Source organism: Enterococcus sp. AMC1252, from assembly GCF_058216515.1.
Window position 1 is genome coordinate 3020298 of record NZ_CM177097.1, and the last position, 24939, is coordinate 3045236.

23 protein-coding genes, 1 pseudogene and 1 riboswitch are annotated in these 24939 nt (G+C 35.2%); of the genes and pseudogenes, 3 read left to right on the plus strand and 21 right to left on the minus strand.

All coding sequences use genetic code 11. The annotated features are described in order from the left end of the window. Nucleotides 1-2: 2 nt before the first annotated feature. The 7 genes from gcvH to AC4BB5_RS14315 all read right to left on the minus strand — a co-directional run bounded on the left by gcvH (nucleotide 3) and on the right by AC4BB5_RS14315 (nucleotide 6492). A complete protein-coding gene (gcvH, locus tag AC4BB5_RS14285) occupies nucleotides 3-386 on the minus strand; it encodes a glycine cleavage system protein GcvH (protein WP_490456774.1) in 384 nt (127 codons plus the stop codon). Nucleotides 387-410: 24 nt separating this feature from the next. After that, nucleotides 411-1496 (minus strand): glycine cleavage system aminomethyltransferase GcvT, encoded by a 1086-nt coding sequence (gene gcvT, locus AC4BB5_RS14290; RefSeq protein ID WP_490456775.1) that lies wholly within the window; start codon nucleotides 1494-1496, stop codon nucleotides 411-413. Between the two features lie 185 nt (nucleotides 1497-1681). Beyond that, nucleotides 1682-1785, minus strand: a riboswitch (glycine riboswitch). A 26-nt stretch (nucleotides 1786-1811) separates the two neighbouring features. Continuing rightward, a complete protein-coding gene (locus tag AC4BB5_RS14295; protein ID WP_490456776.1) occupies nucleotides 1812-2804 on the minus strand; it encodes a linear amide C-N hydrolase in 993 nt (330 codons plus the stop codon). 42 nt (nucleotides 2805-2846) lie between these two features. Beyond that, nucleotides 2847-4040, minus strand: coding sequence for an MFS transporter (locus AC4BB5_RS14300; protein WP_490456777.1), 1194 nt, complete (start codon nucleotides 4038-4040; stop codon nucleotides 2847-2849). A gap of 210 nt (nucleotides 4041-4250) precedes the next feature. Continuing rightward, complete coding sequence (gene rsmA / locus AC4BB5_RS14305; RefSeq protein ID WP_490456778.1) at nucleotides 4251-5132, minus strand: 16S rRNA (adenine(1518)-N(6)/adenine(1519)-N(6))-dimethyltransferase RsmA; 882 nt, start codon at nucleotides 5130-5132, stop codon at nucleotides 4251-4253. Beyond that, nucleotides 5129-5725 carry a ribonuclease M5 gene (gene rnmV / locus AC4BB5_RS14310; RefSeq protein WP_490456779.1) on the minus strand — a complete coding sequence of 199 codons (597 nt, stop codon included), beginning with the start codon at nucleotides 5723-5725 and terminating at the stop codon, nucleotides 5129-5131. Before rnmV ends, rsmA begins: the two co-directional genes overlap by 4 nt. Continuing rightward, a complete protein-coding gene (locus AC4BB5_RS14315) occupies nucleotides 5722-6492 on the minus strand; it encodes a TatD family hydrolase (protein ID WP_490456780.1) in 771 nt (256 codons plus the stop codon). Before AC4BB5_RS14315 ends, rnmV begins: the two co-directional genes overlap by 4 nt. A 152-nt stretch (nucleotides 6493-6644) precedes the next feature. On the opposite strand from AC4BB5_RS14315, the gene AC4BB5_RS14320 reads away from it, so the two are divergent. Beyond that, nucleotides 6645-8807, plus strand: coding sequence for a HelD family protein (locus AC4BB5_RS14320; RefSeq protein ID WP_490456781.1), 2163 nt, complete (start codon nucleotides 6645-6647; stop codon nucleotides 8805-8807). 175 nt (nucleotides 8808-8982) lie between these two features. Beyond that, the gene (locus tag AC4BB5_RS14325; protein ID WP_490456782.1) at nucleotides 8983-9573 is read left to right on the plus strand and encodes a hypothetical protein; all 591 of its coding nucleotides are present in this window, start codon (nucleotides 8983-8985) and stop codon (nucleotides 9571-9573) included. 71 nt (nucleotides 9574-9644) lie between these two features. On the opposite strand, the gene AC4BB5_RS14330 is transcribed toward AC4BB5_RS14325, so the two are convergent. The 10 genes from AC4BB5_RS14330 to AC4BB5_RS14375 form a co-directional block, all read right to left on the minus strand. After that, the gene (locus tag AC4BB5_RS14330; protein WP_490456783.1) at nucleotides 9645-10148 is read right to left on the minus strand and encodes a GNAT family N-acetyltransferase; all 504 of its coding nucleotides are present in this window, start codon (nucleotides 10146-10148) and stop codon (nucleotides 9645-9647) included. A gap of 306 nt (nucleotides 10149-10454) precedes the next feature. Continuing rightward, the gene (locus AC4BB5_RS14335; RefSeq protein ID WP_490456784.1) at nucleotides 10455-11687 is read right to left on the minus strand and encodes a hypothetical protein; all 1233 of its coding nucleotides are present in this window, start codon (nucleotides 11685-11687) and stop codon (nucleotides 10455-10457) included. A gap of 177 nt (nucleotides 11688-11864) precedes the next feature. Next, on the minus strand, nucleotides 11865-13874 hold the full coding sequence (gene metG, locus AC4BB5_RS14340) for a methionine--tRNA ligase (RefSeq protein WP_490456785.1): 2010 nt from the start codon (nucleotides 13872-13874) through the stop codon (nucleotides 11865-11867). A gap of 160 nt (nucleotides 13875-14034) precedes the next feature. Continuing rightward, entirely contained in the window at nucleotides 14035-15213 is a 1179-nt protein-coding gene (locus AC4BB5_RS14345; RefSeq protein WP_490456786.1) for an NAD(P)-dependent malic enzyme, read from the minus strand. 32 nt (nucleotides 15214-15245) lie between these two features. After that, a complete protein-coding gene (fumC, locus tag AC4BB5_RS14350) occupies nucleotides 15246-16610 on the minus strand; it encodes a class II fumarate hydratase (RefSeq protein ID WP_490456787.1) in 1365 nt (454 codons plus the stop codon). Nucleotides 16611-16745: 135 nt separating this feature from the next. After that, nucleotides 16746-18134, minus strand: coding sequence for an amino acid permease (locus AC4BB5_RS14355; protein ID WP_490456788.1), 1389 nt, complete (start codon nucleotides 18132-18134; stop codon nucleotides 16746-16748). Nucleotides 18135-18217: 83 nt separating this feature from the next. Next, a complete protein-coding gene (locus AC4BB5_RS14360) occupies nucleotides 18218-19081 on the minus strand; it encodes a GRP family sugar transporter (RefSeq protein WP_490456789.1) in 864 nt (287 codons plus the stop codon). A gap of 152 nt (nucleotides 19082-19233) precedes the next feature. Beyond that, nucleotides 19234-19551, minus strand: a complete 318-nt coding sequence (locus AC4BB5_RS14365; RefSeq protein ID WP_490456790.1) for a hypothetical protein — start codon at nucleotides 19549-19551, stop codon at nucleotides 19234-19236. 17 nt (nucleotides 19552-19568) lie between these two features. Continuing rightward, nucleotides 19569-20195 (minus strand): hypothetical protein, encoded by a 627-nt coding sequence (locus AC4BB5_RS14370; protein WP_490456791.1) that lies wholly within the window; start codon nucleotides 20193-20195, stop codon nucleotides 19569-19571. A 104-nt stretch (nucleotides 20196-20299) separates the two neighbouring features. Continuing rightward, nucleotides 20300-20467, minus strand: a complete 168-nt coding sequence (locus tag AC4BB5_RS14375) for a hypothetical protein (RefSeq protein WP_490456792.1) — start codon at nucleotides 20465-20467, stop codon at nucleotides 20300-20302. Between the two features lie 329 nt (nucleotides 20468-20796). Here AC4BB5_RS14375 and AC4BB5_RS14380 point away from each other — a divergent pair. Beyond that, a pseudogene (locus AC4BB5_RS14380) lies at nucleotides 20797-21059 on the plus strand (tyrosine-type recombinase/integrase); the annotation flags it as partial. Nucleotides 21060-21173: 114 nt separating this feature from the next. Here the strand turns inward: AC4BB5_RS14380 and AC4BB5_RS14385 are convergent. The 4 genes from AC4BB5_RS14385 to AC4BB5_RS14400 form a co-directional block, all read right to left on the minus strand. Next, complete coding sequence (locus tag AC4BB5_RS14385) at nucleotides 21174-21704, minus strand: amidase domain-containing protein (protein WP_490456793.1); 531 nt, start codon at nucleotides 21702-21704, stop codon at nucleotides 21174-21176. Between the two features lie 65 nt (nucleotides 21705-21769). Next, nucleotides 21770-22132: a hypothetical protein gene (locus AC4BB5_RS14390; RefSeq protein ID WP_490456794.1), complete on the minus strand. Its 363-nt coding sequence runs from the start codon at nucleotides 22130-22132 to the stop codon at nucleotides 21770-21772. A 27-nt stretch (nucleotides 22133-22159) separates the two neighbouring features. Next, the gene (locus tag AC4BB5_RS14395) at nucleotides 22160-22435 is read right to left on the minus strand and encodes a YjcN family protein (protein ID WP_490456795.1); all 276 of its coding nucleotides are present in this window, start codon (nucleotides 22433-22435) and stop codon (nucleotides 22160-22162) included. Nucleotides 22436-22955: 520 nt separating this feature from the next. Then, on the minus strand, nucleotides 22956-24671 hold the full coding sequence (locus AC4BB5_RS14400; RefSeq protein WP_490456796.1) for an AIPR family protein: 1716 nt from the start codon (nucleotides 24669-24671) through the stop codon (nucleotides 22956-22958). Nucleotides 24672-24939 lie beyond the last annotated feature (268 nt).

Below are 24939 nucleotides of genomic sequence, written 5' to 3' on the forward strand. Positions count from 1 at the left end.
CATTATGCCTCCTCAGATTCTTCGCAGAATTTTTTATATTCATCAGCACTCAACAGTTCTTCGATTTCCTCTACTCCTTCCACTTCGATCAACCATGAATCTAAAGGCGCTGAATTGATTAGTTCAGGACTGTCCAAAAGCTCTTCATTAACTGCCGTAACTGTTGCTGTGATTGGAGAATACGCTTCTGAAACAGCTTTAACTGATTCAATATCTGCAAATGATTCACCTTTTGTAACATCGTCACCTTCATCTGGCAAATCAATAAAAACAATATCTCCTAATTGATCTTGCGCATAATCCGAAAGACCGATTTTCACTTTGTCTCCCTCAAAAAGTACCCACTCATGTGATTTTGAAAATTTCAATTCCGTAGCATTTGTCATAATAAACGACTCCTTCTTTTCTAATTATTTTTTTACAAATGGTATTGTTACCACTTCCGCTTTAATTTTTTTACCTCTAACTTCAACTTCTATGAGAGAACCAACTTCTACAATGTTTTCCTCAACCAAAGCCATTGCACATGCTTTATTAATGAATGGACACATTGTGCCAGAGGTTGTTTGTCCAATTTTCTTATCATTAAAATATACATCTGCACCTTCACGAACAATCCCTCGATCCGTCAACTGTAGACCAATTCGAGTGATTTTAGGTTCTCCTTTATCAATAAGAGCTTTTTTTCCGATAAAATCTTCTTTTTTCATCTTGACTGCAAAACTTAAATCTGTTTCAAACGGTGTAATCTCTTCAGTCATTTCATGACCGTAAAGTGGCATTCCCGCTTCTAATCGTAACGTATCACGAGCGCCTAAACCACATGGAATGATGCCATATTCTTTACCTGTTTCCAATAATAAATTCCATAATTTGATCCCGTCTTCTGGTTTGCAGTACAGTTCGTAACCAAATTCTCCTGTGTAGCCTGTTCGTGATAACAAGCAAGGTACACCGCCAACATTAGCATTTTCAGTGAAACTATAATATTTTTTAGGAATTTCTGCTTCCTTGGTTAATTTTGCAATGATTTCTTTAGCAAATGATCCTTGTAACGCAATTTGAACAAATTGATCCGATTGATCAGAAAACTCGACTTCACCAAATAAGTGCTCTTTCATCCTTGCAACATCTTTTGCTCTATTTGCTGCATTGACCACCAATAAATATTTATTATCGCTGCATTTATAAACAAGTAGATCATCGATCACACCGCCGTTTTCATTGCACATCATAGTATATCTAACGCGACCTACTTCTAGATTACTAAAATCATTTGTTAATACATATTGCAAATTCGCTAAAGCATCTTTTCCTTCATAAACAACTTCCCCCATATGGGAAACATCGAATAATCCTACTTGATTTCGAACAGCTAAATGTTCTTTGATCACACCGCTATCTTTGTATTGAACAGGCAGCGTGTAGCCAGCAAATGAAACCATCTTTCCACCTGCTTCAAGATGAGCGTCATATAAAGGTGTTTTTAAATCCATCTTTTCTACTCCTTTGCTTCTTTGTATTTTTAGTACTTAACTTATGCCACCTCCAAGCTACATAAACTATATAAAAACAGAGGAACAGGCATGTTAAAAAAATGCCTGTTCCTCTGTACAAAACCTGAGAGATTCGTCTTCCTTTTGAAGAGTTGCTCCTTCGGTGCTTCCGCTTTCCAGAGTGATGTCCAATTACGGTCCTTTTACCTGAGATCTTCATGACCAATGGTTTGCGCCAGCGATCATTTATTCCTTCGGTGCTATGACTAGTCTCTCCCGTAATTCTCTTCCATCTACTTTATTTTATGCCTACATTTAATTTTTTTTAGGCATTGAATAATACTGTTGTTCGGTTTTTAATTCAAAATACTGAGGTGCTGAGCTATCTAATATCCCCGCTTTTAAAGACAATGTTTGGATCATACGATTCTCATACAAATGAATGTACATTTGTTTTTCTTTACTGTCATAAGCACTAGTATATTGTGTATACTGCACATCTGTGTCTGAACTAACTTTCACAACACCTTTTGGAATATCAAAGCTATCTAAAATATGGAAAATTTGTTCTACTGCGTGTTTGTCGTCTATTGGCTCTGAAAAATGTTTTAAATACGCTGCACGAACAAATCGTGACTGTGGGGTGAAATCACCTGGAATCCCTCGTAAACCAGACCCTTTCCCATTTGAAAATACATGAAAATCGTCCATCTGAATATCGGGTGCTATCGTATCACTAAGTCCCACATAATTCTGTAGATTAGTCAAATGCCAGTCAAATTTAGGACTGTTTGTAAAAACACCGACAGGATTATCATAAATTTCATACCCGCCATCGATCGAAGGTTCAACGACAACGGAGGCACCAGACTCATCTTGAAACACATAATGTTGAGGAATCCCCATTGGATTATCAACAATTGCAATTGCGGTATCTTGATTTACCCGCGCTTTAATTTCTTCGACTGAAGCATAGTTCGTTAACGCATAGGTTACAAATTCAGCACCTGCTAATGGTAATTTTCCCATCGCACGAATTTTATCTGATTCGATATACCGATTATAATTCCCAAAGTAAAAAGAACCACCCATCAACCCTTTTTCGTTAACACCATCCACTAATAACGGTTGACCTGCAATTGCGACACCCATCGCAGCATAACGTGTTAAGAAATGATCTAACGACACAGACAAATCATAATTTTTCGGAATAATTGCACCATCATATTCCAACAACAAATTAAATTCCTGAGTTCTCCCCCAGTAACTATTGCCTTTGATTGATTTAATTGTAATTCCTGTACACATTTTCTCACACCCTTTTCATTTTTTCAAAATTCTGAACTAAGATTAGTCACTTTTTTTCACCAGTAACGTGATTCCTCCAGCAACAATAAACGAAATTCCTATAAATAAAAATGAACTAAAGAAAGCACCATTAGACAGTTGAATCAGCGCACCAATAATCGTCGGTGCTACAAATCCACCTGAAACACCTATCGCATTGATTGTTGCATATTTTGCAGATACTTCATCTGTTGGAAATATTTTTAATGGGATACTCATTAAAGTAGCAAATGCTAAACTAGCAAATGCTACAGCACAAGTCAATGCAACCATGCTCATGACAAATGTTCCCACAACCGAAACCAAAATAGCAAAAACACCTCCACCTATAGTGGCCGTGAAAATCACATTTTTTTCTTTCCCAACGAAATACTTATTTACCACAACACCACCCAACATAGCAGCCACCATCGTGAAAAAACCAATAATAGCCGTTACGTATGCCGTTTGAGTTAAAGCCAGTCCATGAGCCTCCACCAAATAAGTTGCCATCCAACCATTCAGTCCGTATATCGCAGCGTTGATAAAGAATGCTGCAAAAATCAAAATCCAAACATTCCGATCCTTCAATACTTCTCGAAATGAAATCACATTTTTATTCTTTAGATGCTCCTTCACACCACCAAATTCTTTAGGAATCACAAAATACATTAGAACGGCTATCAAAAGAACTGCAACCCCTAAAAAATAATAAGTTTTATGCCAACCAATTTGAAGTAAAAGTGGTGCTATCAATAACGGTCCTACAATCGCTGCAAAACCAGAAGAAGCGATCATTGTCGATTGTGCAGGTCCTCGTTTTTCTATTGGCAGTTCTTGTGAAATAAAGGTACTAACAGAAGATGGATAACCAGAATGAGCCACAGCCCCTGTCATAAATCGGATCAAAATCAAATACAATAAAGAAAAGCCGAAACCAAATAAAAATAGAAAAATTCCTACTAAAAAAACAGAGGTGATCATCATTTTTCTCGTCCCGATCTTACTGGATAAGTAGCCAAATGGAATTTGAAAAATCGTATAGCCTAGAAAAAAAGCACTCAGTATCAACCCTTTTTGTTGCGGATCAAACCCTAAATCATTTGCAATCGTCACCAGTGACATCCCAATTGTCGTCTTATCAACATAAATACAGGTGTATCCTAGAAAAATAGCTGTAAGCATCCATGTAACATTTCTTGTTTTCTTATTCTCCACTGTATCACTCCTTACTGAAGAAAGCGCTTTCTAGTTATAATTATGCTTGATATTTGAAAAAAGTCAATATCTCAATCCAATTATTTTACATAAAGTCAAAAGAAATTATTTTCACCTTATTTTATGAAGGCTTTGTATATCCTTTGACACAGTATTTTCTATAACAAAAAGAGATTGAGAAAAATAAATCACTTTTTCTCAATCCGCTTTTTAACGATTTTTTTCTAACGTATTACTTAAACGACCAAACTCAGTCAATGACAAGGTCTCTCCACGACGTGAAGGATCGATTTCAGCTTCCGTCAAACTCTTGGTTAACCACGCTTTTGTTTCATCATCTTTACCGTAAAAGTGAATCAAATTATTCCATAGTGTTTTACGACGCAACTGGAATGAGGCTTTGGTTAATTTGAAAAATTCTTTTTCATTGGTTACCTCAACGGCTGGTTTATCACGTTTCGTTAATTTGATGATAGCAGAATCAACATTGGGTTGCGGGATAAACACCGTTTTCGGCACGATAAACGCGATACTAGCTTCCATAAAGTATTGAACTGCGATTGATAACGAACCATATGCTTTTGTTCCTGGTTTCGCTGAGATTCGATCTGCGACTTCTTTTTGCATCATAACGATCATTTCTTCTACAGCTAAATCTGATTCTAAAAAGTGCATCATGATCGGTGTCGTAATATAATAAGGTAAATTAGCAACGACTTTGATCGAAAGTTCTTCTTTAAATACTTCTTTTGTTGTGCCAACTAAATCAGCTTTTAATACATCATTATGCACAACTGTAACATTTTTATAAGGACTCATTGTATCTTCTAAAACAGGAATCAAGCGATCATCGATTTCAAATGCCAAAACTTGCGCAGCATTTTTAGCTAACTGCTCTGTTAAAGCGCCAATACCAGGACCTACTTCCACTACATTCGTTTGGCTATCGATCCCTGCCGTTTCGACGATTTTACGTAAGATATTCGGTTCTGTTAAAAAGTTTTGTCCTAAACTTTTTTTGAATGAAAAGCCATGTTTCTTCAAAATTTCTTGGGTTCTTGAAGGAGTGGCGATTTCTTTATACTCTGTCAAATTGATTCCTCCGATTTTTCACTAGGTAGTTCGTTTATGTTATTCATTGCATCTATCAGTTCTATTTCTGTGATGCGAAACATTTTCAAGCGTTTGGTCAATTGTTTACTGTTGGTATAGCCAATGCGTAATTCGTCCCCTAATTTTTCACGACGTTCTTTTGCACGAGCTCCCGCTATTAAACCATATTCTATCAAGGTTTGTCTAGGGATTTCTTGGTAACCATCTGCTTCATTGACAGGAGTCACAACTTTTTCCAGTGCTTCTATAATTGCTTCATCACTGGCATGTTCCACACCTAAACTATTTCCTCTTTTCTTAGGAGTAGCAAGCTGGCGTGAGAGAAATGCGTGTTTAGCATCAGGCACAACTTCCATGATTGTTTTACGGATTTTTTCCCCTGAAAAATCTGGATCAGTAAAAATGATAACGCCTCGTGTTTCTTGTGCATGCTCGATTTGTTCTAAAATATCCTCATTGATTGCGGAACCGATCGTTTCGATCGTATCGGCATCTACAACTTCTTGGATTCGTCTGGTATCGTCTTTTCCTTCAACGACAATGATTTCTTCAATTCTCAACTTGTCTATCATTCGGTTAACCTGAACAAGCGATGAGCATTCGTTGTTGTTTGCTTTGCGATTTCTTCAAAGGGAACTTCTCGCAGTTCTGCAATTTTTTCCACTACATAACGAGTATAGCCTGGTTCGTTACGTTTGCCTCTATATGGAACAGGAGCTAAGTAAGGTGCGTCAGTCTCCACTAATAACCGATCTAATGGAACAGCTTTTGCTACTTCTTGCACTTCTAAAGCTTTCTTGAACGTTACAACACCACTTAAAGAAATATGCATGCCCATCTCTAAGAATTTTGCCATCCATTCAGGATCACCGCTAAAGCTGTGCATAATTCCACCGATATCTCGAATGTCTTCCTCTTTTAGAATTTTATACGTATCTTCCATCGCATCTCGTGTATGGATACTAATTGGTAGATTCATTTCTTTGGCAATCGCAATTTGGCGACGGAACACACGATCTTGTACCTCTTTTGGATCTTCCATCCAATAATAGTCTAAGCCGATTTCGCCAAGTGCCACTACTTTTGGTGTCGTTAATAACTGCTGAAGTTTTTTTTCGATTTCAGGCGTATAGCTGCCAGCTTCGGTTGGATGCCAGCCGATAATACTTTGGATTTCTTTATATTGTTGGCTAAGTTCTAGAGACTTTTCGATCGTTGGTGTATCAAATCCAACCACCGCCATCTCCGTTACACCTAACTCTTTAGCACGTTTAATTGTTTCTGGAATATCTTCGTTAAATTGTTCTGCGTTTAAATGGGTATGAGAATCAAAAATCAAGTAAACCCCTCCTCTATCTTCTATACTTTATCACATTTTAACCAAAAGCTGAATGGACAGCACCGATAAATTATCAGCTTCTTATAATTGCTTTATTCAAAAAAATAGCTTATACTATTCGGTCACGGCAATTCATGTCAGGAGGAACCAATATGTCAAACGACCGCACACAAGAAACCCAACATCTGCACCAGGTTTACGAAGAATTAAGCCAAGCAAAAGACACCTATCAAACTGCTATCGATGACGTCAGCACTACAGGAAAATCAGTGTTAGAACAATTTGGTGGTGATACAAAACTCAATTTTGATAGTTACTCTGACAACTTGGAGACGTTTGCCATGATGGAAATGAAAAATAGAGAAATCGATCAACTAAATATCCAAAATGCGACAGCTGCTAAACAACTGGAAAAAGTCCAACGATTACTGAAAGTACCTTATTTCGGTAAAATCGATGTCACCTTCTTAGATGCAGATTCTGATCGAGAAGTTTTTTATATCGGGATGAATGACTTTACCAACTTAGAGGGTGAATCACGAATCTATGACTGGCGTTCACCTATTGCTTCACTTTTTTACAATAATGTTTTAGGTGACAGTAGTTATCTTGTCAATAAAACCGAGATTCCTGTTACATTGAATCTAAAAAGACAATTGATCATTGAAGAAGATCGGTTGCTTAACTTTTTCGATACCAGTCTAGCGATCCAAGATGATATTTTACTTCATTCTCTAGAAGCAGATTCTTCTCAATACATGAAAGATATCACAACAACAATCCAACAAGAACAAAATGAGATCATTCGAGATGAGAGCCATCCATTGCTTTTGGTCAATGGAATTGCTGGAAGTGGGAAAACGTCTGCGATCATGCAACGAATTGCTTATTTACTTTATAATCATCGGACCAAAATTACTGCCGATGATATTTTACTACTTTCACCAAATTCAACCTTTATCGATTATATTTCTCAGGTACTACCGAATTTAGGCGAGCGGAATCCATTGAATTTGACTTTGTTACAATTCCTTAAATTTACCTTTCGTGAAAAAGCACCGATCGAAAGTGAATCTGACTATTTTAAACGAATCACGGCCGACAAAGTCAATGCCCAACAAAGAGTCATTCAATCAGAAAAATTCGTGGATTTCATTCAAGCTTTCGAAGATGCATCATTGATTCAACAATCATTATTTAAACCTATTTTATTTAAACGGAAACCTATATTTTCTGCTGAATTGATTTTTAATTTATATCAAGAAACACCGACTACTTTAGCGATCAGAGATCGACTTTCGGCAACCAAAGAAAAACTATCAAGTTTGTGGAATCGTTATTTGATCAAACAATCAAAATCAAAACAAATGATCGATCAGATGCAAGATTTGACTGAAGCTGAGCAATTGCGCTACTTTGATACAACTTTTGATGCAGAAGATGAGGAACAATTAGTAGAGTATGCACTTCAACGACTACAGCAAAAATACCGCAAAGTGGTAGACGAGATTGCTGATTTTGCTTGGTTCGATCAATGGTTGCTTTTTGAAGCTTTATATCAGCATGCCCAACAAGAGACGTATCAAAGAACAACGTCCGTTTATACTGCAGATGAAGTCGTCATTTTGTTATTGCTCAAAGATAAATTTATTGAGGACTTATCAAATCGACAGATGGCGTTTATTTTGGTGGATGAAGTGCAAGACTATACTGAAGCTCAAGTTCTTTTGCTCCTTAAATTATTCCCGCAAGCGAACTTTACGCTGGCAGGAGATGAAAATCAGGCGATTTTTAATACATCAGTCAGCTTTATTGGTCTAAAAGAATTATTATCGGCTTCCAATCGTTCGGTTAGGTCTTATCAATTGTTGAATAGTTACCGTTCGAGTAAAGAAATCACTCAGCTATTTCAGACTTTGGTGACTAATCATGAGAAACTCACCATTGTCTCGATTCGAAAAGATGGTGAAAAACCTGCCTTTATTTCTTGTAAAGATGAAGTAAGTTATTTAGATGAAGTAACTTTACTTTTAAAATCATTAACTCCTGAAGAAGATACTGTGGTTATTACAAAAACAGCTGCAGAAGCGAAACGATTGGAACAGCAACTTTCCCATGTAGATGTTCAAATTCTGTCGATTGATATGGCTAAAGGGCTCGAGTTTGATAATGTGATCATTCATAATCCGTCAAAAAGCCATTATGGAACGACTGAAAGAGAGAAGAAGATTCTTTATACTGCAATTTCTCGTGGGATGAAACAAGTCTTTCTGCCTTATATCAAGGAGTTGTCTGAATTATTTAAAACAGAATAATCATGCCCTTCAATAACATGGAAAAAATGTGAAATAGCAAAATCTATCCGTTTTACTTAATAAATCCTTAAAAACATCGGACTAAAAACACAGACTTTAGCCCGATGTTTTTTTATCGCCTTCGCAGTAAACTTAATTCCAGTCTGATTTTCAATTTGATAGGAGTGAGTGCTGTTTGAAAAATTTCTTCGAAGAATCTGACTTTTTAAAATCAACGATCCAAAAAAACGTAACGATTCAAAGAAAACCTCAAGTCAATACAATCTGGCATTGGTTATTACTGATTTTATTTGGTCTGTTGGCTTATGGAACGATGACACAGCAATTTTTGTTGATTGCGGTATTCGTTATGATTGCAGCTATTGTAAAAGGACCTATGATGCTTTTGTGGGGAGCTATTTATTCAGCACTGCTTGCTTTTTTCCCGCCGCTTGGCATCCTTTTATCTATCGTTTTTTTCGTGATCAACCTGGGGACTATCGCAAAAAGTTGGCGTATCTCATTGACGAGTGCTTATTTTTATCTAGTCCCCCTAATTGGTGGAATCCTCCGTGCTATTGTCAAAAATGAACCTGATTATGCAGTGTTGATTTTTGTTACACTTAGTATGGTTGGGCTACATTTTTTACTTAATTGGTTGTACAAAAACAATAGTTTGAGTAGAACGTTAACTTGGTCGATCATTAGCGTACCTTATGCGCTATTTATCATGCTTTTACCGACTCGTTTTCGCAGATTTAAATCAAATAAGAATTTAAAATTTTAGTAGTATATCGTATAGCGAACGAAAGAGAGACAAAAGTGATGGATACTTTTGTCTCTCTTTCGTTTTATACATCATAAATTAATCCAATAGCGCTGAATCATTTCTCCTCCAACCAAGTATTCATCTGACAAAATACCACCATTTTTTTTGATTGTTTTTTGCGATCCCATATTCTTTTTATCACACGTAAGCATAACTTTAGAGAAGCCACGTTTTTGAAAAATAAGTAAAGCTTGTTCTAGTAGCCAATTCGCGTATCCCTTCCCTCTTTCAGAAGGAACGACACCATAGCCAATGTTCCCGCCGATTCGTAGAAGCTGATCGGTTAATTCGTATCTTAATTGAACAGCACCAAGCAGCTTCCCTTCCTCTTCAAGAAACAGTGTCTCTGCAGGAACAAAATCATTATTCCGACTATTTTTATCTTTTTGCAGTTTATCCAGCCAATCCGAAAAAGTCAGTCCGTTTAAATTAGCCGAGGTTGGGGTTATTTTAGGCTCCCCCATAGAGCGCCACTCTTTTACAAAAGCTATATAGTTTTGCTCATCTGCTACTGTTAATTCTTTCAACATCATTGATATCACCGCTTTTTAATAATTTTATTTTGAGGGAATCATGGCTCGTACGCCAGCTTTTGGATTTTTCATATCGCTACTATATCTCTATGCTAACGGGAAATCTATCATAAAAAAAACAGCCCACTCATTTTCTACAATAAAGTCAGTTGCTTCACAACACACATACTGACCATCCTTTATCATAGGGTTCTTAATATAAACTAATTTATCACATCTGAACATACTCAGAAAAAGCAATGTTCTCTGCATCAGCCAAATTCATGATTTAGCTACAGAAAACATTGTTTTTTTATTATTTTTCTTTTAAACTGTTCCAGCTTGTAACGCTTTATCCAAAGCGTCATTTAATTTTTTCATTTGTTCTTCATTAAAAATTGCTTTTGCACCGTCACGCGCTTCTTTTGCATTTTCTTCTGTTACTGCACTTGGATTTGCTTCAATTTGTTTAATCATTTCATTTAATTGTTCATCCATCATTTTTTGAATCTCTGGATCGTCTTTTAAATCGCTATAATCAACCGAATCATCCTCTAAATCTAAATCCTTATCGTCTGAAGTTGTTCCAGTAACATTGGCTAAAATATTTTCTAACTCCTCTTGGCTAATGATTTCTTTTTTACTTGGCATCTTGATTTTCTCACTATTTTTTTCTGGCGTAACAGCAATCGTCATCACGATGCTCATTTTAGCATCATCTTCATCTTTCGCCGCTAAAGACATTTCCATATCAAACGCTTTTGTTTTTTGATTGATACTGATTTTTATATCCATCTTATCCAAATCTTTTTTCAATGATTTGATTGCATCTTGCATTTCTTTTTGGTCACCTGATTTTTTATAGTCTTTATTTTCTTCGGCAACTTCATCGATTTTTTCTAATATTTGGATGATTTCTTTTTTAGTAAAGGTATGTGTCACGACATCTTTGTCTTTGGTAAAGGTCTTTTTATCGAAGCTTTCGATCAACTTTTTCACTTCTCTACCCATTTTAGAATTTTCAGCATTCGTAAATGTTTTATTCTTGATTGGATTAGTTTTCTTATCTAATTCTCCTGAAGTTAGCGTGTCACCCGCTTTAGCAAGATCAATATATTTCCCTTTTAATTTGTTCAGATCACTCTTGCTAAGTTCCACTGGAGAGCCAAAAGAATTAGCCAAATCCATCAGACCTGAAACAAAACTAGTGGACATGTAATATTTATCCGCATTTCCAACAAATTCGAATGGTAGTTTTTCACCAAATAGATTGGCTGTGATCTCCATTTTCATCGTATCTTTTTTATCATCAATCACGTATTTCCCATCGATGCTCATGTCTTTTAATTGGCTGGCAATCATTTTGACATATGCCCCGCCGTCATCACCATCATAAGTCAAATCTTTGACCTTCATCTTAAAGCTCGAAGCTTTATAATCATCACCTTTAAAGCTCAATAACTCTTTTGTAAAATCTTTTCTTGGATCCGATCCACAAGCTGCTAATAAAAAAATTGCAATCCCCGTGATGATCCCCAACAAATACTTCTTCATTTTCATTTAACATTCTCCTTATTTTTAACTCAAATTTTTTTGACCCTATCATAATGATACATTAAAATATATTCTTTTGATATGAATTTTAACTATATTTTTCAAATTATTCGGCTTTACAAAAAAACAACGTGTTTGTCTAAATTAGATTAGACTGACACGTTGTTTTTTATTTTGCTTTAGTTATGCGATTATTGCACCATTTGGCATTTCTTTAGGTGCATCAAGGATTTGGAGTTTACCTTCTGGTGATTCAGCAGAAAGAATCATTCCTTGACTGATCTGACCACGCATTTTTCTTGGTTTCAAATTCGCTACGATCACAACTTTTTTACCAATCAACGCACTAGGATCTGGATAAAACTCGGCGACGCCTGAAAGAATTTGACGATCTTGTGCATCTCCCGCATCTAAGCGGAATTGTAATAATTTATCAGCACCTTTAACTTTTTTACAGTCAATGACTTCGGCTACTTTTAGCTCTACTTTATCGAAATCTTCGTATTTGATTTCTTTTTCTTTTATGGAAACAAGTTCTGTTTCTTCTGGATCCCATTTGATTTCTTCAGTTGTTGTTTGCGCATTTTGAGACATTTTCTTTTGAATATAAAGTACTTCTGTATCGATCTCTAAGCGTGGGAAAATCGGCGTTCCCTTCGCAACAACTTTGACCTCAGTTGGAAATTCACCAAAATGAATCTCTTCCATATTCATTGTATCAGGATCTAACCCTAGTTGTTCAAAGATTTTTTTCGGTGTCTCGGTCATCACTGGTTGCAGCAGAATAGCTACGATACGTAAGCTTTCAGCTAGGTGAACCATGACACTATCTAATTCATTTTTCTTCTCTTCATCTTTGGCCAAAACCCAAGGTTGCGTTTCATCAATGTATTTATTAGCACGTGAAATTAGAGTCCAAACTTCGGCAATCGCCGTATTGAATTCCATTTTTTCCATTGCTTCATGGTATTTTCCAATCACATTTGCAGCCGTTGTGGATAATTCGCTGTCAAATGGTGTGACTTTTGAGGCATATGTCGGAACATGTCCATCACAATATTTGTTGATCATCGCAATAGTCCGATTTAATAAGTTGCCTAAATCATTCGCCAAATCATAATTTAAACGAGAAACGAAATCTTCTGGTGTAAAGACACCGTCACTACCAAATGGAATCGCACGCAATAAGTAATAACGTAGCGCATCTAAGCCGTAGCGATCCACTAATATTTCTGGGTAAACGACATTTCCTTTAGATTTAGACATTTTACCGTCTTTCATCAATAACCAGCCATGACCAAAAATTTTCTTAGGTAATGGTAACTCTAACGCCATCAACATAATTGGCCAATAAATCGTATGGAAACGAACAATTTCTTTTCCAACCATATGAACATCTGCCGGCCAATATTTTTTAAATAGGCTGTCATCTTCTGATCCATAACCAAGCGCTGTGATATAGTTTGACAACGCATCGATCCAAACATAAACTACGTGTTTTGGATCATTCGACAATGGAATCCCCCATGAGAATGTCGTACGTGATACAGCTAAATCTTCTAAGCCTGGTTTGATGAAGTTATTGATCATTTCATTTTTACGTGACTCAGGTTGAATAAATTCTGGATGTTCATTATAGTAAGCCAATAAACGATCGGCGTATTTACTCATACGGAAGAAATAAGATTCTTCTTTGACTAATTCCACTTCATGACCACTAGGTGCTTTACCACCGATTACTTTGCCTTCTTCATCACGATAAACTTCTGCTAATTGTGTCTCAGTAAAGTATTCTTCGTCTGAAACAGAGTACCAGCCTTCGTATTCGCCAAGGTAGATATCACCTTGTTCTAATAAGCGATCAAAAATTTGCTGAACCGCTTTTTTATGGTAATCATCCGTTGTGCGGATGAATTTATCGTAACTGATATCAAGTGTTTTCCATAATTTTTGGACATCTGCTGCCATTTTATCAACATACTCTTTCGGTGTAACGCCTAATTCTGAGGCTTTGTTTTCAATTTTTTGTCCGTGCTCATCCACACCTGTTAAGTAAAATACGTCAAAGCCCATCAAACGTTTGTAACGGGCCATCGCATCACAAGCAATCGTAGTATATGAATTGCCGATATGTAGTTGTCCGCTTGGATAATAAATCGGGGTGGTGATATAAAATGTTTCTTTTTCTGACATGTAGAAACATCCTCCTTCTAGCATTCTCTTGAATTTACTCCTAAATAGTATACCACACTTGCCTTTATTGAACTAGAAATCCTTGTGTTTTCTCCATATAAAAAAGCCCTGCCAGTTCCTTCTGAAGGAAAACCGGCAGAAACCCTTAATTGTTTGGTCTTTACACTCTTACAACACCATCTTGAACAGCAGATTCAGCGACTTCTCGTATGATAACGTCCACTAATTCTTGATTAAAAGGTGAGGGAATAATATACTCACTGTTCAACTCTGATTCTGGAATGATCTCTGCAATCGCCTTTGCTGCGGCTAACTTCATGTTTTCAGTGATTTTCGTTGCCCCAGAGACAAACGCGCCTTTGAATAAACCCGGGAATGCTAAAACATTATTGATTTGATTCGGATGATCCGAACGACCCGTTCCTACGACTGCGGCACCTGCGTCGATGGCATCTTGATAATCAATCTCTGATTCAGGATTAGCCATTGGAAATACGATGGCATCTGAATTCATTGAAGCAACCATTTCTTTTGAAACTAATTTAGGCGCAGAAACGCCAATAAAGACATCCGCTCCAACCATCGCGTCTCCTAAAGTACCTTGGAAATTTTCCGGATTCGTGATCTCTGCAATTTCTTTTTCTAAAAAATCCATGGATCTTCCCATTGTTTTAGACAATGCTCCATTGATATTAAACGCAATGATATTCTTCACCCCAAAATGATGCAACATTTTTATGATTGCACTACCTGCTGCACCCGTTCCCGATACAACCACTTTGATTTCATCGACTGTTTTACGAACGATTTTTAGTGCATTTATTAATGCTGCAATCGTAACGATGGCCGTTCCATGCTGATCATCATGAAATACAGGAATATCCAACTCTTCCATTAATGTACGTTCAATTTCTACGCACCGAGGAGCAGAGATATCTTCTAAATTGATACCGCCAAATGTCGGTGCCATCGCTTTGATAATGTTGATGATCTCTTTTGGATCTTTGGTATCTAAGCAAATCGGAATTGCATCAATATCAGCAAATTCTTTAAACAATAAAGCCTTACCTTCCATAACAGGTAAAGCTGCTTTAGGACCAATATCTCCTAATCCAAGAACGGCTGTGCCATCTGTCACAACTGCTACCGTGTTTCCTTTCCATGTATAATCATAAACTGAATTTGGATTTTCATAGATTTTTCTACATGGTTCAGCCACTCCTGGTGTGTATGCTAACGACAAATCCTCTTTTGTTTTTACTTTGGCTTTTGAATGAATGTCGATTTTTCCCCGCCATTGCTCGTGGGCTTTCAATGCTTCTTCATAAATATCTGTCATGTTTTTTCATATCCTTTCCAAGATTGATTCGATTATTTCCCCAGCATCTGTTCTGGTTTGACCCAGCTGTCATACTCTGCTTCTGTCATTAAACCTAAAGTTAATGCTGCCTGTTTTAGTGTTGTATTTTCTACAAAAGCTTTTTTAGCGATCTTCGCCCCATTATCATACCCGATATGAGGATTTAAGGCTGTGACAAGCATCAAAGATTGCTCTACATATTGATTCATCTTTTCTTGATCAGCCTTGATTCCAACTAAACAATTTTGATTGAAAGAACGTAATCCATCAGTTAATAATTCAATACTCTGGATCAAATTATACGCCATCACCGGCATATAGACATTAAGTTCAAAGTTTCCTTGCGAAGCACCGATTCCAATCGTCGTATCATTTCCCATAACTTGGATGGCAATCATCGTCAATGCTTCACATTGAGTTGGATTGATTTTCCCTGGCATGATAGAACTCCCTGGTTCGTTGGCCGGAATCGTGATTTCACCTAATCCACTTCGTGGACCACTTGCCATCCAGCGAATATCATTGGCCATTTTCATTACGTTGGCAGCTAGCGCTTTTAAAGCACCTGAAGTGAAAACAACTGCGTCTTTGCTGGCTAGTCCATGGAATTTATTTGGATCTTCTAAAAATTGATTATTGGTCTCTTGATTCAAATGAGTATAGAATGATGAAATATAGTCTTTTGATGCATTCAGACCCGTTCCTACAGCTGTGCCGCCAAGCGCCAATTGCTTAAGCTCATTCAATGTCAAATCTAGCATTCGGTGACTATGTTCAAGACCAGAACGCCAGCCACTGATTTCTTGTGAAAAAGTTATTGGCGTTGCATCTTGCAAATGAGTTCGACCAATTTTTATGATTTTTTCATTCTCTTTTTCAAGTTGCCTCAAGGTTTGAATCATTTGTTTTATCACAGGAAATAGTTCTTGTTCAAGCAACTGAACAGCCGCTACATGAATCGCTGTCGGAAAAACGTCGTTTGAACTCTGAGACATATTAACATGATCATTAGGATGGACTATCACGCTAGCATTAGCCGCTAAATGAGCAATGACTTCGTTAACATTCATATTCGTCTGTGTTCCGCTTCCAGTTTGCCATAAAGACAAAGGAAAATGTTCATCCACCTCACCTTTAATGACCTGATCTGCTGCTTGCTGAATCGCTTGACTGATCGATGTTTCCAATCTCCCAGTTTCTTCATTTGCTTTAGCTGCATTCTTTTTTACCAGTGCTAATGCTTGAATAAGTGCCGTGGGCATTTTCTCTATACCGATATTGAAATTTTGCCGACTCCGTTCGGTTTGTGCTCCCCAAAGCGCTGCTTCTGGTACATTGATTTCTCCCATAGAATCTCGTTCGATACGATATGACATTCTTTTGCGTCTCCTCTTTTCTTCTCTACTTACTATCACTATACTGTAAACGAATCAGGATTTACAGTGAAATTCTTTTTTTCGTAAAAAGAAACATAAAAAAACAGCGACCGCTATGATCACTGATTTCTTACTTTAATTTTTAACTTTACCTTCATTACTATGCTGATAACCATAAGCAAAATAAATGACAAACCCTAAAACCAATGCTATTGCAAAAGCTTTCCAAGTTGCTGCTTGTAATTGCAACATCAAACCAATGCTAACAATGACTAATAATATTGGAACAAACGGGACAAAAGGAATTTTAAATTCCCCTGGTTTAGGATCGCCCGCTACTTTTCTTAAACGAATAATACCGATCGCCATCACGATCAAGTACATCAAGGTCACAATATTCGTCAACTCAGCTAATAGCTCCATCGGTACTAATCCTGCAAAAATCATAGTACAAATCCCAGCTACATAAGTTGCATTTTTGGGTGTGCGATTTTTTTCATCGATTTTACTCATAAATTTTGGCAATAAACCATCTTTGCTGATAGCATAAATGATTCTAGCTAAACTGTACATCATAGAAATCGTTACCGTCAAAAGTGTTAGAATCGCCCCAACAGATATCATACCAGCTACACCATCACGCTGTACAAAGCGCATCGCAAACGCGACAGGATCTTTCACACCCAGCGCATCAAACGGCACGATTCCTGTTAAAACTAAGGTAACAATCACATATAAAACAGTAGCTATGATGATTGATCCAATAATTCCTTTCGGGATATCCTTTTGTGGATTTTTTACTTCTTCTGCGGTCATACTCACTGCATCAAATCCCAAAAAGGCAAAGAAAACGACAGCTGCTCCACTGACAACTCCAGAAAAACCAAACGGCATAAAAGGGTGCCAATTACTTGGTTTTACATAAAAAATACCAACAACTAGAAAGAGCGCAATGATCCCAAACTTCACAAAAACCATCACGTTATTTAAACGTAAAGCTGTTTTAGCTTCTAATGATACCCAAAAAGTAACAGCTAAAAGAACCAGCATTGCAATCAAATCAATATAAGTACCATTAGCTGGATTGTATGCTCCACTCAACGCTTTCGGTAAATCTACACCAAAGCTGTTCAAAAAACCGTGAACATAACCCGACCAGCCTGAAGCCACAGAAGAAACTGCTAGAAAGAATTCACAAATCACTAACCAGCCTGTCATCCAAGCCACCAGTTCCCCAAACACAACATACATATAAGCGTATGGTCCGCCAATCGCTGGAATTCTTGAAGCAAATTCCGCATAACATAACCCTGCTAAAATAATCGCACCTGCTGCAACTAAAAATGAAAGCGACAACGCTGGCCCCGCATATTGTTCAGCCGCAACTCCTGTTACTACAAAAATTCCTGTTCCAACAATCGCACCGATCCCAAGCATGATCAGATCCATTGTTTTTAAATCCTTTTTCATTGAGCTTGGCTCACTTGAGACAGCGGTCAGCTCTTTTTTCCTAAACATCGACATTACTTTTCCTCCAATAAATCTAGCCTTTTTCTAATCTTAATAATTGCAAAATCTCCTCATAAAAATAAGCGTAAATAGCATATTTACGCTTTCATATACCCTAAAAGAATACCACCTAAAATAACGAATAAGCAACCAATAATGACATATCTCATTTCTTTTTTAGACTTGTGCTCCCCTAATAGATAGATTCCACCTAATGTTGAGATAATAATGCCCATTTGAGACAATGAGAAACTGATTGCTAAACCAATTTGGCGCATCGTCAGTAACATACAGATATTTCCTAAGCCCCATAAAAGCCCGCAACTCATATTTCGCCAAACATAACGATCCAGTTTGACCTTTTTAAAGGCAAAGAAACTAGCACCAACTACCATACCAATACTTTGAGGCAAAATAATCCCCATCGGATCAAGACCAGCTGCATTGATAATGATTGTGTACGCACCATAACCAACCGTTGAAACGACCAGTGCCCGCAAGCCTTTGTTAAAATCTAGCATCTTATTCGTTGTTTTCACACCACTGTCATCATCTTGTCGAGCTGTTAAATAAGCGCCCAACACCAATAACCCAAGTGCAATAAATCCTAAAAGAAAATCCCTGCTGCCTTTCCATTCATGAAAAAACACCGCACCTGCAATCGTATTGACGATCAACTGCATTCCAGTTGAAACTGGTAACCCTACAGACACACCTAAATATTTCATGCCATGAAACTGCTGATTCTGACCAACACTCCAGAACAATCCCGATAAAATACCGATTACGATCATTTGAATAGTGATCACGGGCTGAACAATAAAAAAGATGATTGCCGAAAAAAATAATGCGCCAATGGTCATACCAAGAGTTTGTTGATTGGCGCTACCACCGATTTTGCCACTGACAAGACCAATACTGCCCCAGGCAAACATTGGAATCAAAGCCACTAATATTTCCATAATATACTCCTATCAAAAGTGTGATGAGTTAAGTCTAACAATAAAAGCGCTCTCTATACAACTATAAGATTAAAAAAAGTTCAATAGAATTTCTCTCATTATTTGGAGATACACCGCTTTAATTATATGGATATTCGACTTGAACACGTTTATTATAAAATCGATTTATTTGAATAATATCTTATATTTTTATTGTTTAGCTTCGCATACTCAATTTCTTTTTTTGTACTTTCTCCAATGTATCCATCAATATCAATTACAAAAATTTCATCCGCTATCGCTATTTTTTTATAATGTATCTTTCCTAATAACTGCGCTTCTTCTTTTGTGATTTTAACTTCTTCATCTTGTTCAACAAAAACTGGACTTATTACTGCAAACCCCATTCGCGTTAACATTGCTTCTGTTTGTCTAAATTCTTTCATAAACTTTATCGAACCGCATAGCGTTATTACTTTTATGTTATTCATTCTTATCTATTCTCTTTCTAATCGTTTTTGAGAAGGTCAGAAATGACCTTAAGGTATTTTCTTTTTGCTTCTCCATATACATTATTTATTTTTATTTCCTTTGACAAATTGTCCTCTTGAATAATCGACATAGATAACTGCATGAGGTAAATTTTTTTTGTTTGCTTTTTAATATAATTCAATATTGAATCTCTGTACAAAGCCTTCTCATTTTTCATTATTAAGTCGAAACTATCCGGTATTGTTTTTACATCATAATTTTTAAAGTGATGATCAATTTTTTTTATTTTATTTACTGTCATGCTTACAGTGTTTGGATTTGTAAATAAAAGTACTTTTTCTTCAGGATCATTTGAAAATTTTTCTATTATTGGGTCTTCAATTTTTAGAATAGGTATCCCACAAAATTTCTCTTCACGAACTATGCTGCAATGTTCTGTGCATGTTAAAATATAAGCAACTGTATCATGATCAAAAAAAACAGCCATTTCTTCCCTTAACATAACCTTGTTGTCAATAGTTTTATTAGTCAAAGAAACTATTTTATGTTCAATAGTACAAGGAAGAGATTTAAACATTTTATTTATATAATAAATATTGCTCTCATGAGCATGAATACATAAAATTTTTTTTGTTCTATTCATTTCCATTCTCCCCTAATTTTATCCTTTTTGATAGAAATTATTAGATCTGTTCACCAGTCACCCCCACCGAGTAACCTAATGTGTTTATCCGTTACAACATTTTCTTACACTGCATAACCATACTCATTATGAGCGAAACCATCCATAAGATACAAACTATCACTAACTACATATAAATTTACTTCTGGGTTATACTTTTTGATTCTTTGCACAAGGTTATCAAGCCATTGCGCTAGTTGTGTAAAGTCTTCTACATCTTTTTTCTTAATCATTATTTTTCCTCCTTCAGTTGTGATCCTTTTTAAAATTGACAATATTGCATCATTCATTTAACATCAAAATAAAGATAACTCTTTGTTCTACCAAAAACGAGCGTTTTTGATAACTTGACTACTTTAGAGTTTAACTGACATAAAAGTAGAGTATCACTTGAAGTTTTCCTAGTTTTGGGACAGCTTTTTTATTTTGCCAATAACGCCGTTTCTGAGAATCGTTAAATCATCTGTTTAAGACCAACTGTGCAGTTTAATTATTGAAAACAGTTTAGAAACTCTCTCTCATTAACGTAGTTTATTGATATTTTGATTTTATTGTAAGTTTGTTGTTTCCGAGTCGAAAGCAAACAGATCACCTTCAACCAAAAGCTGTCTACAAGATTTTTCAAAAGGTTGCTGCTGGATTAGACAGAGACGATATTGGAACTCATACTTTGCGCAAGACATTTGGTTACTACTATGTATAAAGGATATTGTCTTTTTAATGGAAATATTCGGTCACTCAAAACAACAGATCACTAAGCGATACATTGGAATCACGCAAGGCGAAATAAGCGATTCTCTTAAAAATTTCCGTTTAGGATTTTAATTGAATCCCCACTAAAAAATCTTTACTTATTTTACAAATAACGTTGATAAATTCCATTAAAAAAGGACGTCTAGAAAATCCAAACGATCTTTTTAAACGGTTCTACTATTATATTCAGAATCTTAGAACTACAAAAGAATTCCATCCACTTGTATCAATCGAATTCCAAAGATCATCTCTTCTATCCTGTGTATGTTGTGTAATATAAATATTTGATCCTGATTTTTTACTTACATATGCAATGTGTGTAAATTGATAAGTATTATTTTTAAAATAACCAATAAAATCTCCTTCTCGGGCATAAGATTGCGCTTGCGCTTTAGAAGTAAATTTGCGTGTAGTCATCCCATCTGCAGTCCAAAAAGTCATAAATCCGTGGGCTAAAGTCCACGCACGTGTAGCATTAACACTAGCGTTATGATTCCAGTTCAAGCCACTTCCATTTGCATTAGGACGAAGTTGTTTTCCTCCGTAATAAGCAATCTGTGAGGCAAAGTTGGTACAATCACTTGAATAACTTGGAAATAACATATTTCTTCTATGTGACCAATTCCTAGCATAGCTAGTGGCTTTAGCAACATTAAATCCAGCTCTAAAATTTTGATAATTAGGTTTTGAATTTTCAGTAGAAAGAATCAAATTCATATTTTCTTGTTTTATTTCATCGAAAGATTTACTTAATAATGTCTGTTTTTCTTGAGTAACAAAATCTAAATCTTGCTCATCAGATATATCGAAGCAAATTCACTATATTTTAAATTTTCCTCTTCTACAGAGCTCAAAGTTAAATCGCCGAATTCTATAATTTGTAAAAATTCAAAATATTCCTGTTCTAATTGTGTTTCAAATTTTTTATTGAATTGATTTTCAAATAATACTAATAGCTCCGCTTGTACCTGTCCTAAATTTTGATCTAGATCAATCTCACTATTTTCATTTTTGATATCTTCTTTTACAACTTCTGATATTTTCATACCTTCTGATTCATCAGCGTTCGCTTGAAATCCAGTCAAAATAGCCGTACTTAATACTGCACATGTAGTTACCACAATTTTTAACGTCGTCTTTTTCATAATTTTAAATCTCCCCCAATTATTTTTTTATGCTTCTCCATAGTATTCTGCAAAATAAAAAATATAGTTTTTACTTACATGATACGTTTTCAATTCTGAATTAGTTGCCCTTTCAACAGGAGCTGGAGTAATCGTATACAATTCGTCATCAATTTTCTCGATTTTTGAATTGTTAGCTATACTAAAATATCCCTCTGAAAAAACTGCTGTCCTTACAGATACTTCCGGGCTCCTGTGAGTGTACCAAAAGAAACAAAAAAATACTGTTCCACCCACTAAAATCCATTTGAATTTATTTGACAAACTTTTCTTCCCTCCTCTAGGAAAGCTCCAGAACACAAAGAAAACACTTACAAAAAAATCATGTAACATAATTCAATTCAATAGTAATTAAAATTTTTTTAGCAATCAATCAATTTTCCAACCAATTAAATATATAAACCGACTTATTTGTTTGAATTGATATTTATAAATTTTTTAATCGACTAAATTCATCATCTTTTATCCATCAAAAACGACTGTTTTTGGAAATTGAACATCTGAGAGAAACTGAATAAACGGTGGGAGCAGAAGCAATCCCTTCGGAAATAAGCTGAAATTCACAAAAATTTAAAGAGCAATTTTCGTGAATTCCTTCTTATTTCTCGGGATTAAACACTCATGTCCCATCCTCCTCTATTATTATTCAAATTATGATCGTAACTTTTGATAGTCAACATCGAAGAAAAAAATATACATAATTTACGCTTTCTTCATACACTCTGTTTATTGAACTTATTCTTGTGTTTGTTCTTTTACTTTTTTAACAGCAAATCCCACTTCTTCAATCAATGTTTATATTTCTGCTATCATGCATATTTTTTAAAATTCCACTTCTAAATACAGAAGATATAGTTCTACCATCAATTCTAGAAAAAGGTAAATCTTCTTCTTCCATAATAGTATTTAACTGCTTTCTTAATAATTCAACTGAAATACTTTCAGCTTCTTCATGGAGCACATCTAAATTTGCTTCCAACCAGCTTTCAATTTCATAAAAGTTGTTATGAGTTAAATCTTTTAATTCAATTTTAAAGTGTTTAAGTAACAAGTCTCCCATTATCATAGCAATAAAATAATTACTAAATTTTCTAGCTATATTAATGTCTTGATCTTCGTTATATCTCTTCCTCATTGAATCGCTAAACCTAAATATTTTAACCGCAGTAATCATTTGTGCTGCGTTTAATTCCTCGAATACTTCGGTGTAATATGTTGAAAAAAGTTCTCCCTTTTTAGATTTAGCCAATGATGGTTGTCGTCTCCATACTGTGAATACTGACTCTGCACTAACTTGAATAGGAATTATATTGGAACCACTATTGCTTAAAGTTAAATCTCTTTTTCGTCTAAATGTATAACCTAAATTTTTTGAACCTTGTTCTAAATTCATTTGATAAACATCATTAGATTTTAAATCTTTTAAATCTATAGCATTTTGATTATTAGTAGCAAATGCTATCTCAGATAATAGACTTTCATTTCCATCAATCTCATATATCCTAACTAATACATTTGAATACAAATAATTAACATTAGGATTAGTGGAGATGGTTTCATAAATAGTTCTACACGTTTGTCCTCCATTTATAATTTGTAAATTTTCAACATTAATTTTCCAATCATTTTCTTGAAGATAATTTGCTGTCATTTTGTCACAGGTAAATGTAATTCCATTATTATAAAAGAAAAAATTTGTATTATCATCTTCATTCAACAAAGTTTTAGATATTTGTTCATTTACAGAGGTATTTCCTAAATATTTCCTTACATTTTTCTCTAATAATTTATCTTTATGACGATCTATTAACGAATGAATTTCTGTTACAGGTATTTTTCCAATAATTACACTTTTGTAATTATAGTCATCTTTTAAAGCTTTTCCTTGTAAACTTAGTGTAGCATTTACTTTTTCTTGATAACTGGATTTATTTATAATGTCATCATGGTTATATAACATAAAATTAACTTGATCTGAGTTTCCAAAGTTATTAGTAATCATATCATTTGCACTATCTTGCCAAGTATTTCCATTAAACAACATTATAAAATGAATTTTAGGAATTAACCCATTATTGATATTATCACGAATTTCATCCACAAAAGATTTACTAAATGGGTTTAGTTCAATTTTTTTATTTGGATCGAATATTGTTTTTATTGTATTTATAGATTTTTCTATAGAGTTTGCAGGAAAATTGCTATCATTTTCTAAATCTCTCTTATATTTAGATTGGAATAAAAATACGTTTAGAACGTTTTCGTCTGTTTCAAAATACCCCGCATCAAATCCACCATCATTTCCACCGTCTGTAATATAAGTTTGTGCCTCTTCTATTTCTATTTCAAAAAAACTAGCCACTCCATAAACTAAAAAAGATAAAGATAATATTTTTTCTTCGCTATATCTACTTCCTTTGTTATCTTTAAAAATATCTAAATCTAATTCTGCTACTTTTTTTAAATTAGAATCTACTAATTGTTTGTTTATATTAAACATTTTGTATTTCCTCCTTAATATTTTGTTGTCAATACTAATTATATCTTAAAGAATGTTTTTTTGAAATATAAAGTTAACAAGAACAATGTTTATAACAGAAATTAGTCCGTAAAATCTGTATCCTCTATCCACTTAACTAATGATTTCTGTTGAACGGAATAGGACAGAGAAACCTTCTATCTTAAATTTATATTTTAAGTAACTCTATTCAACTATTTAGTTCTAATTCATTTTAAATATACTTTCCAAAACTTGTATTCAAAGAAAG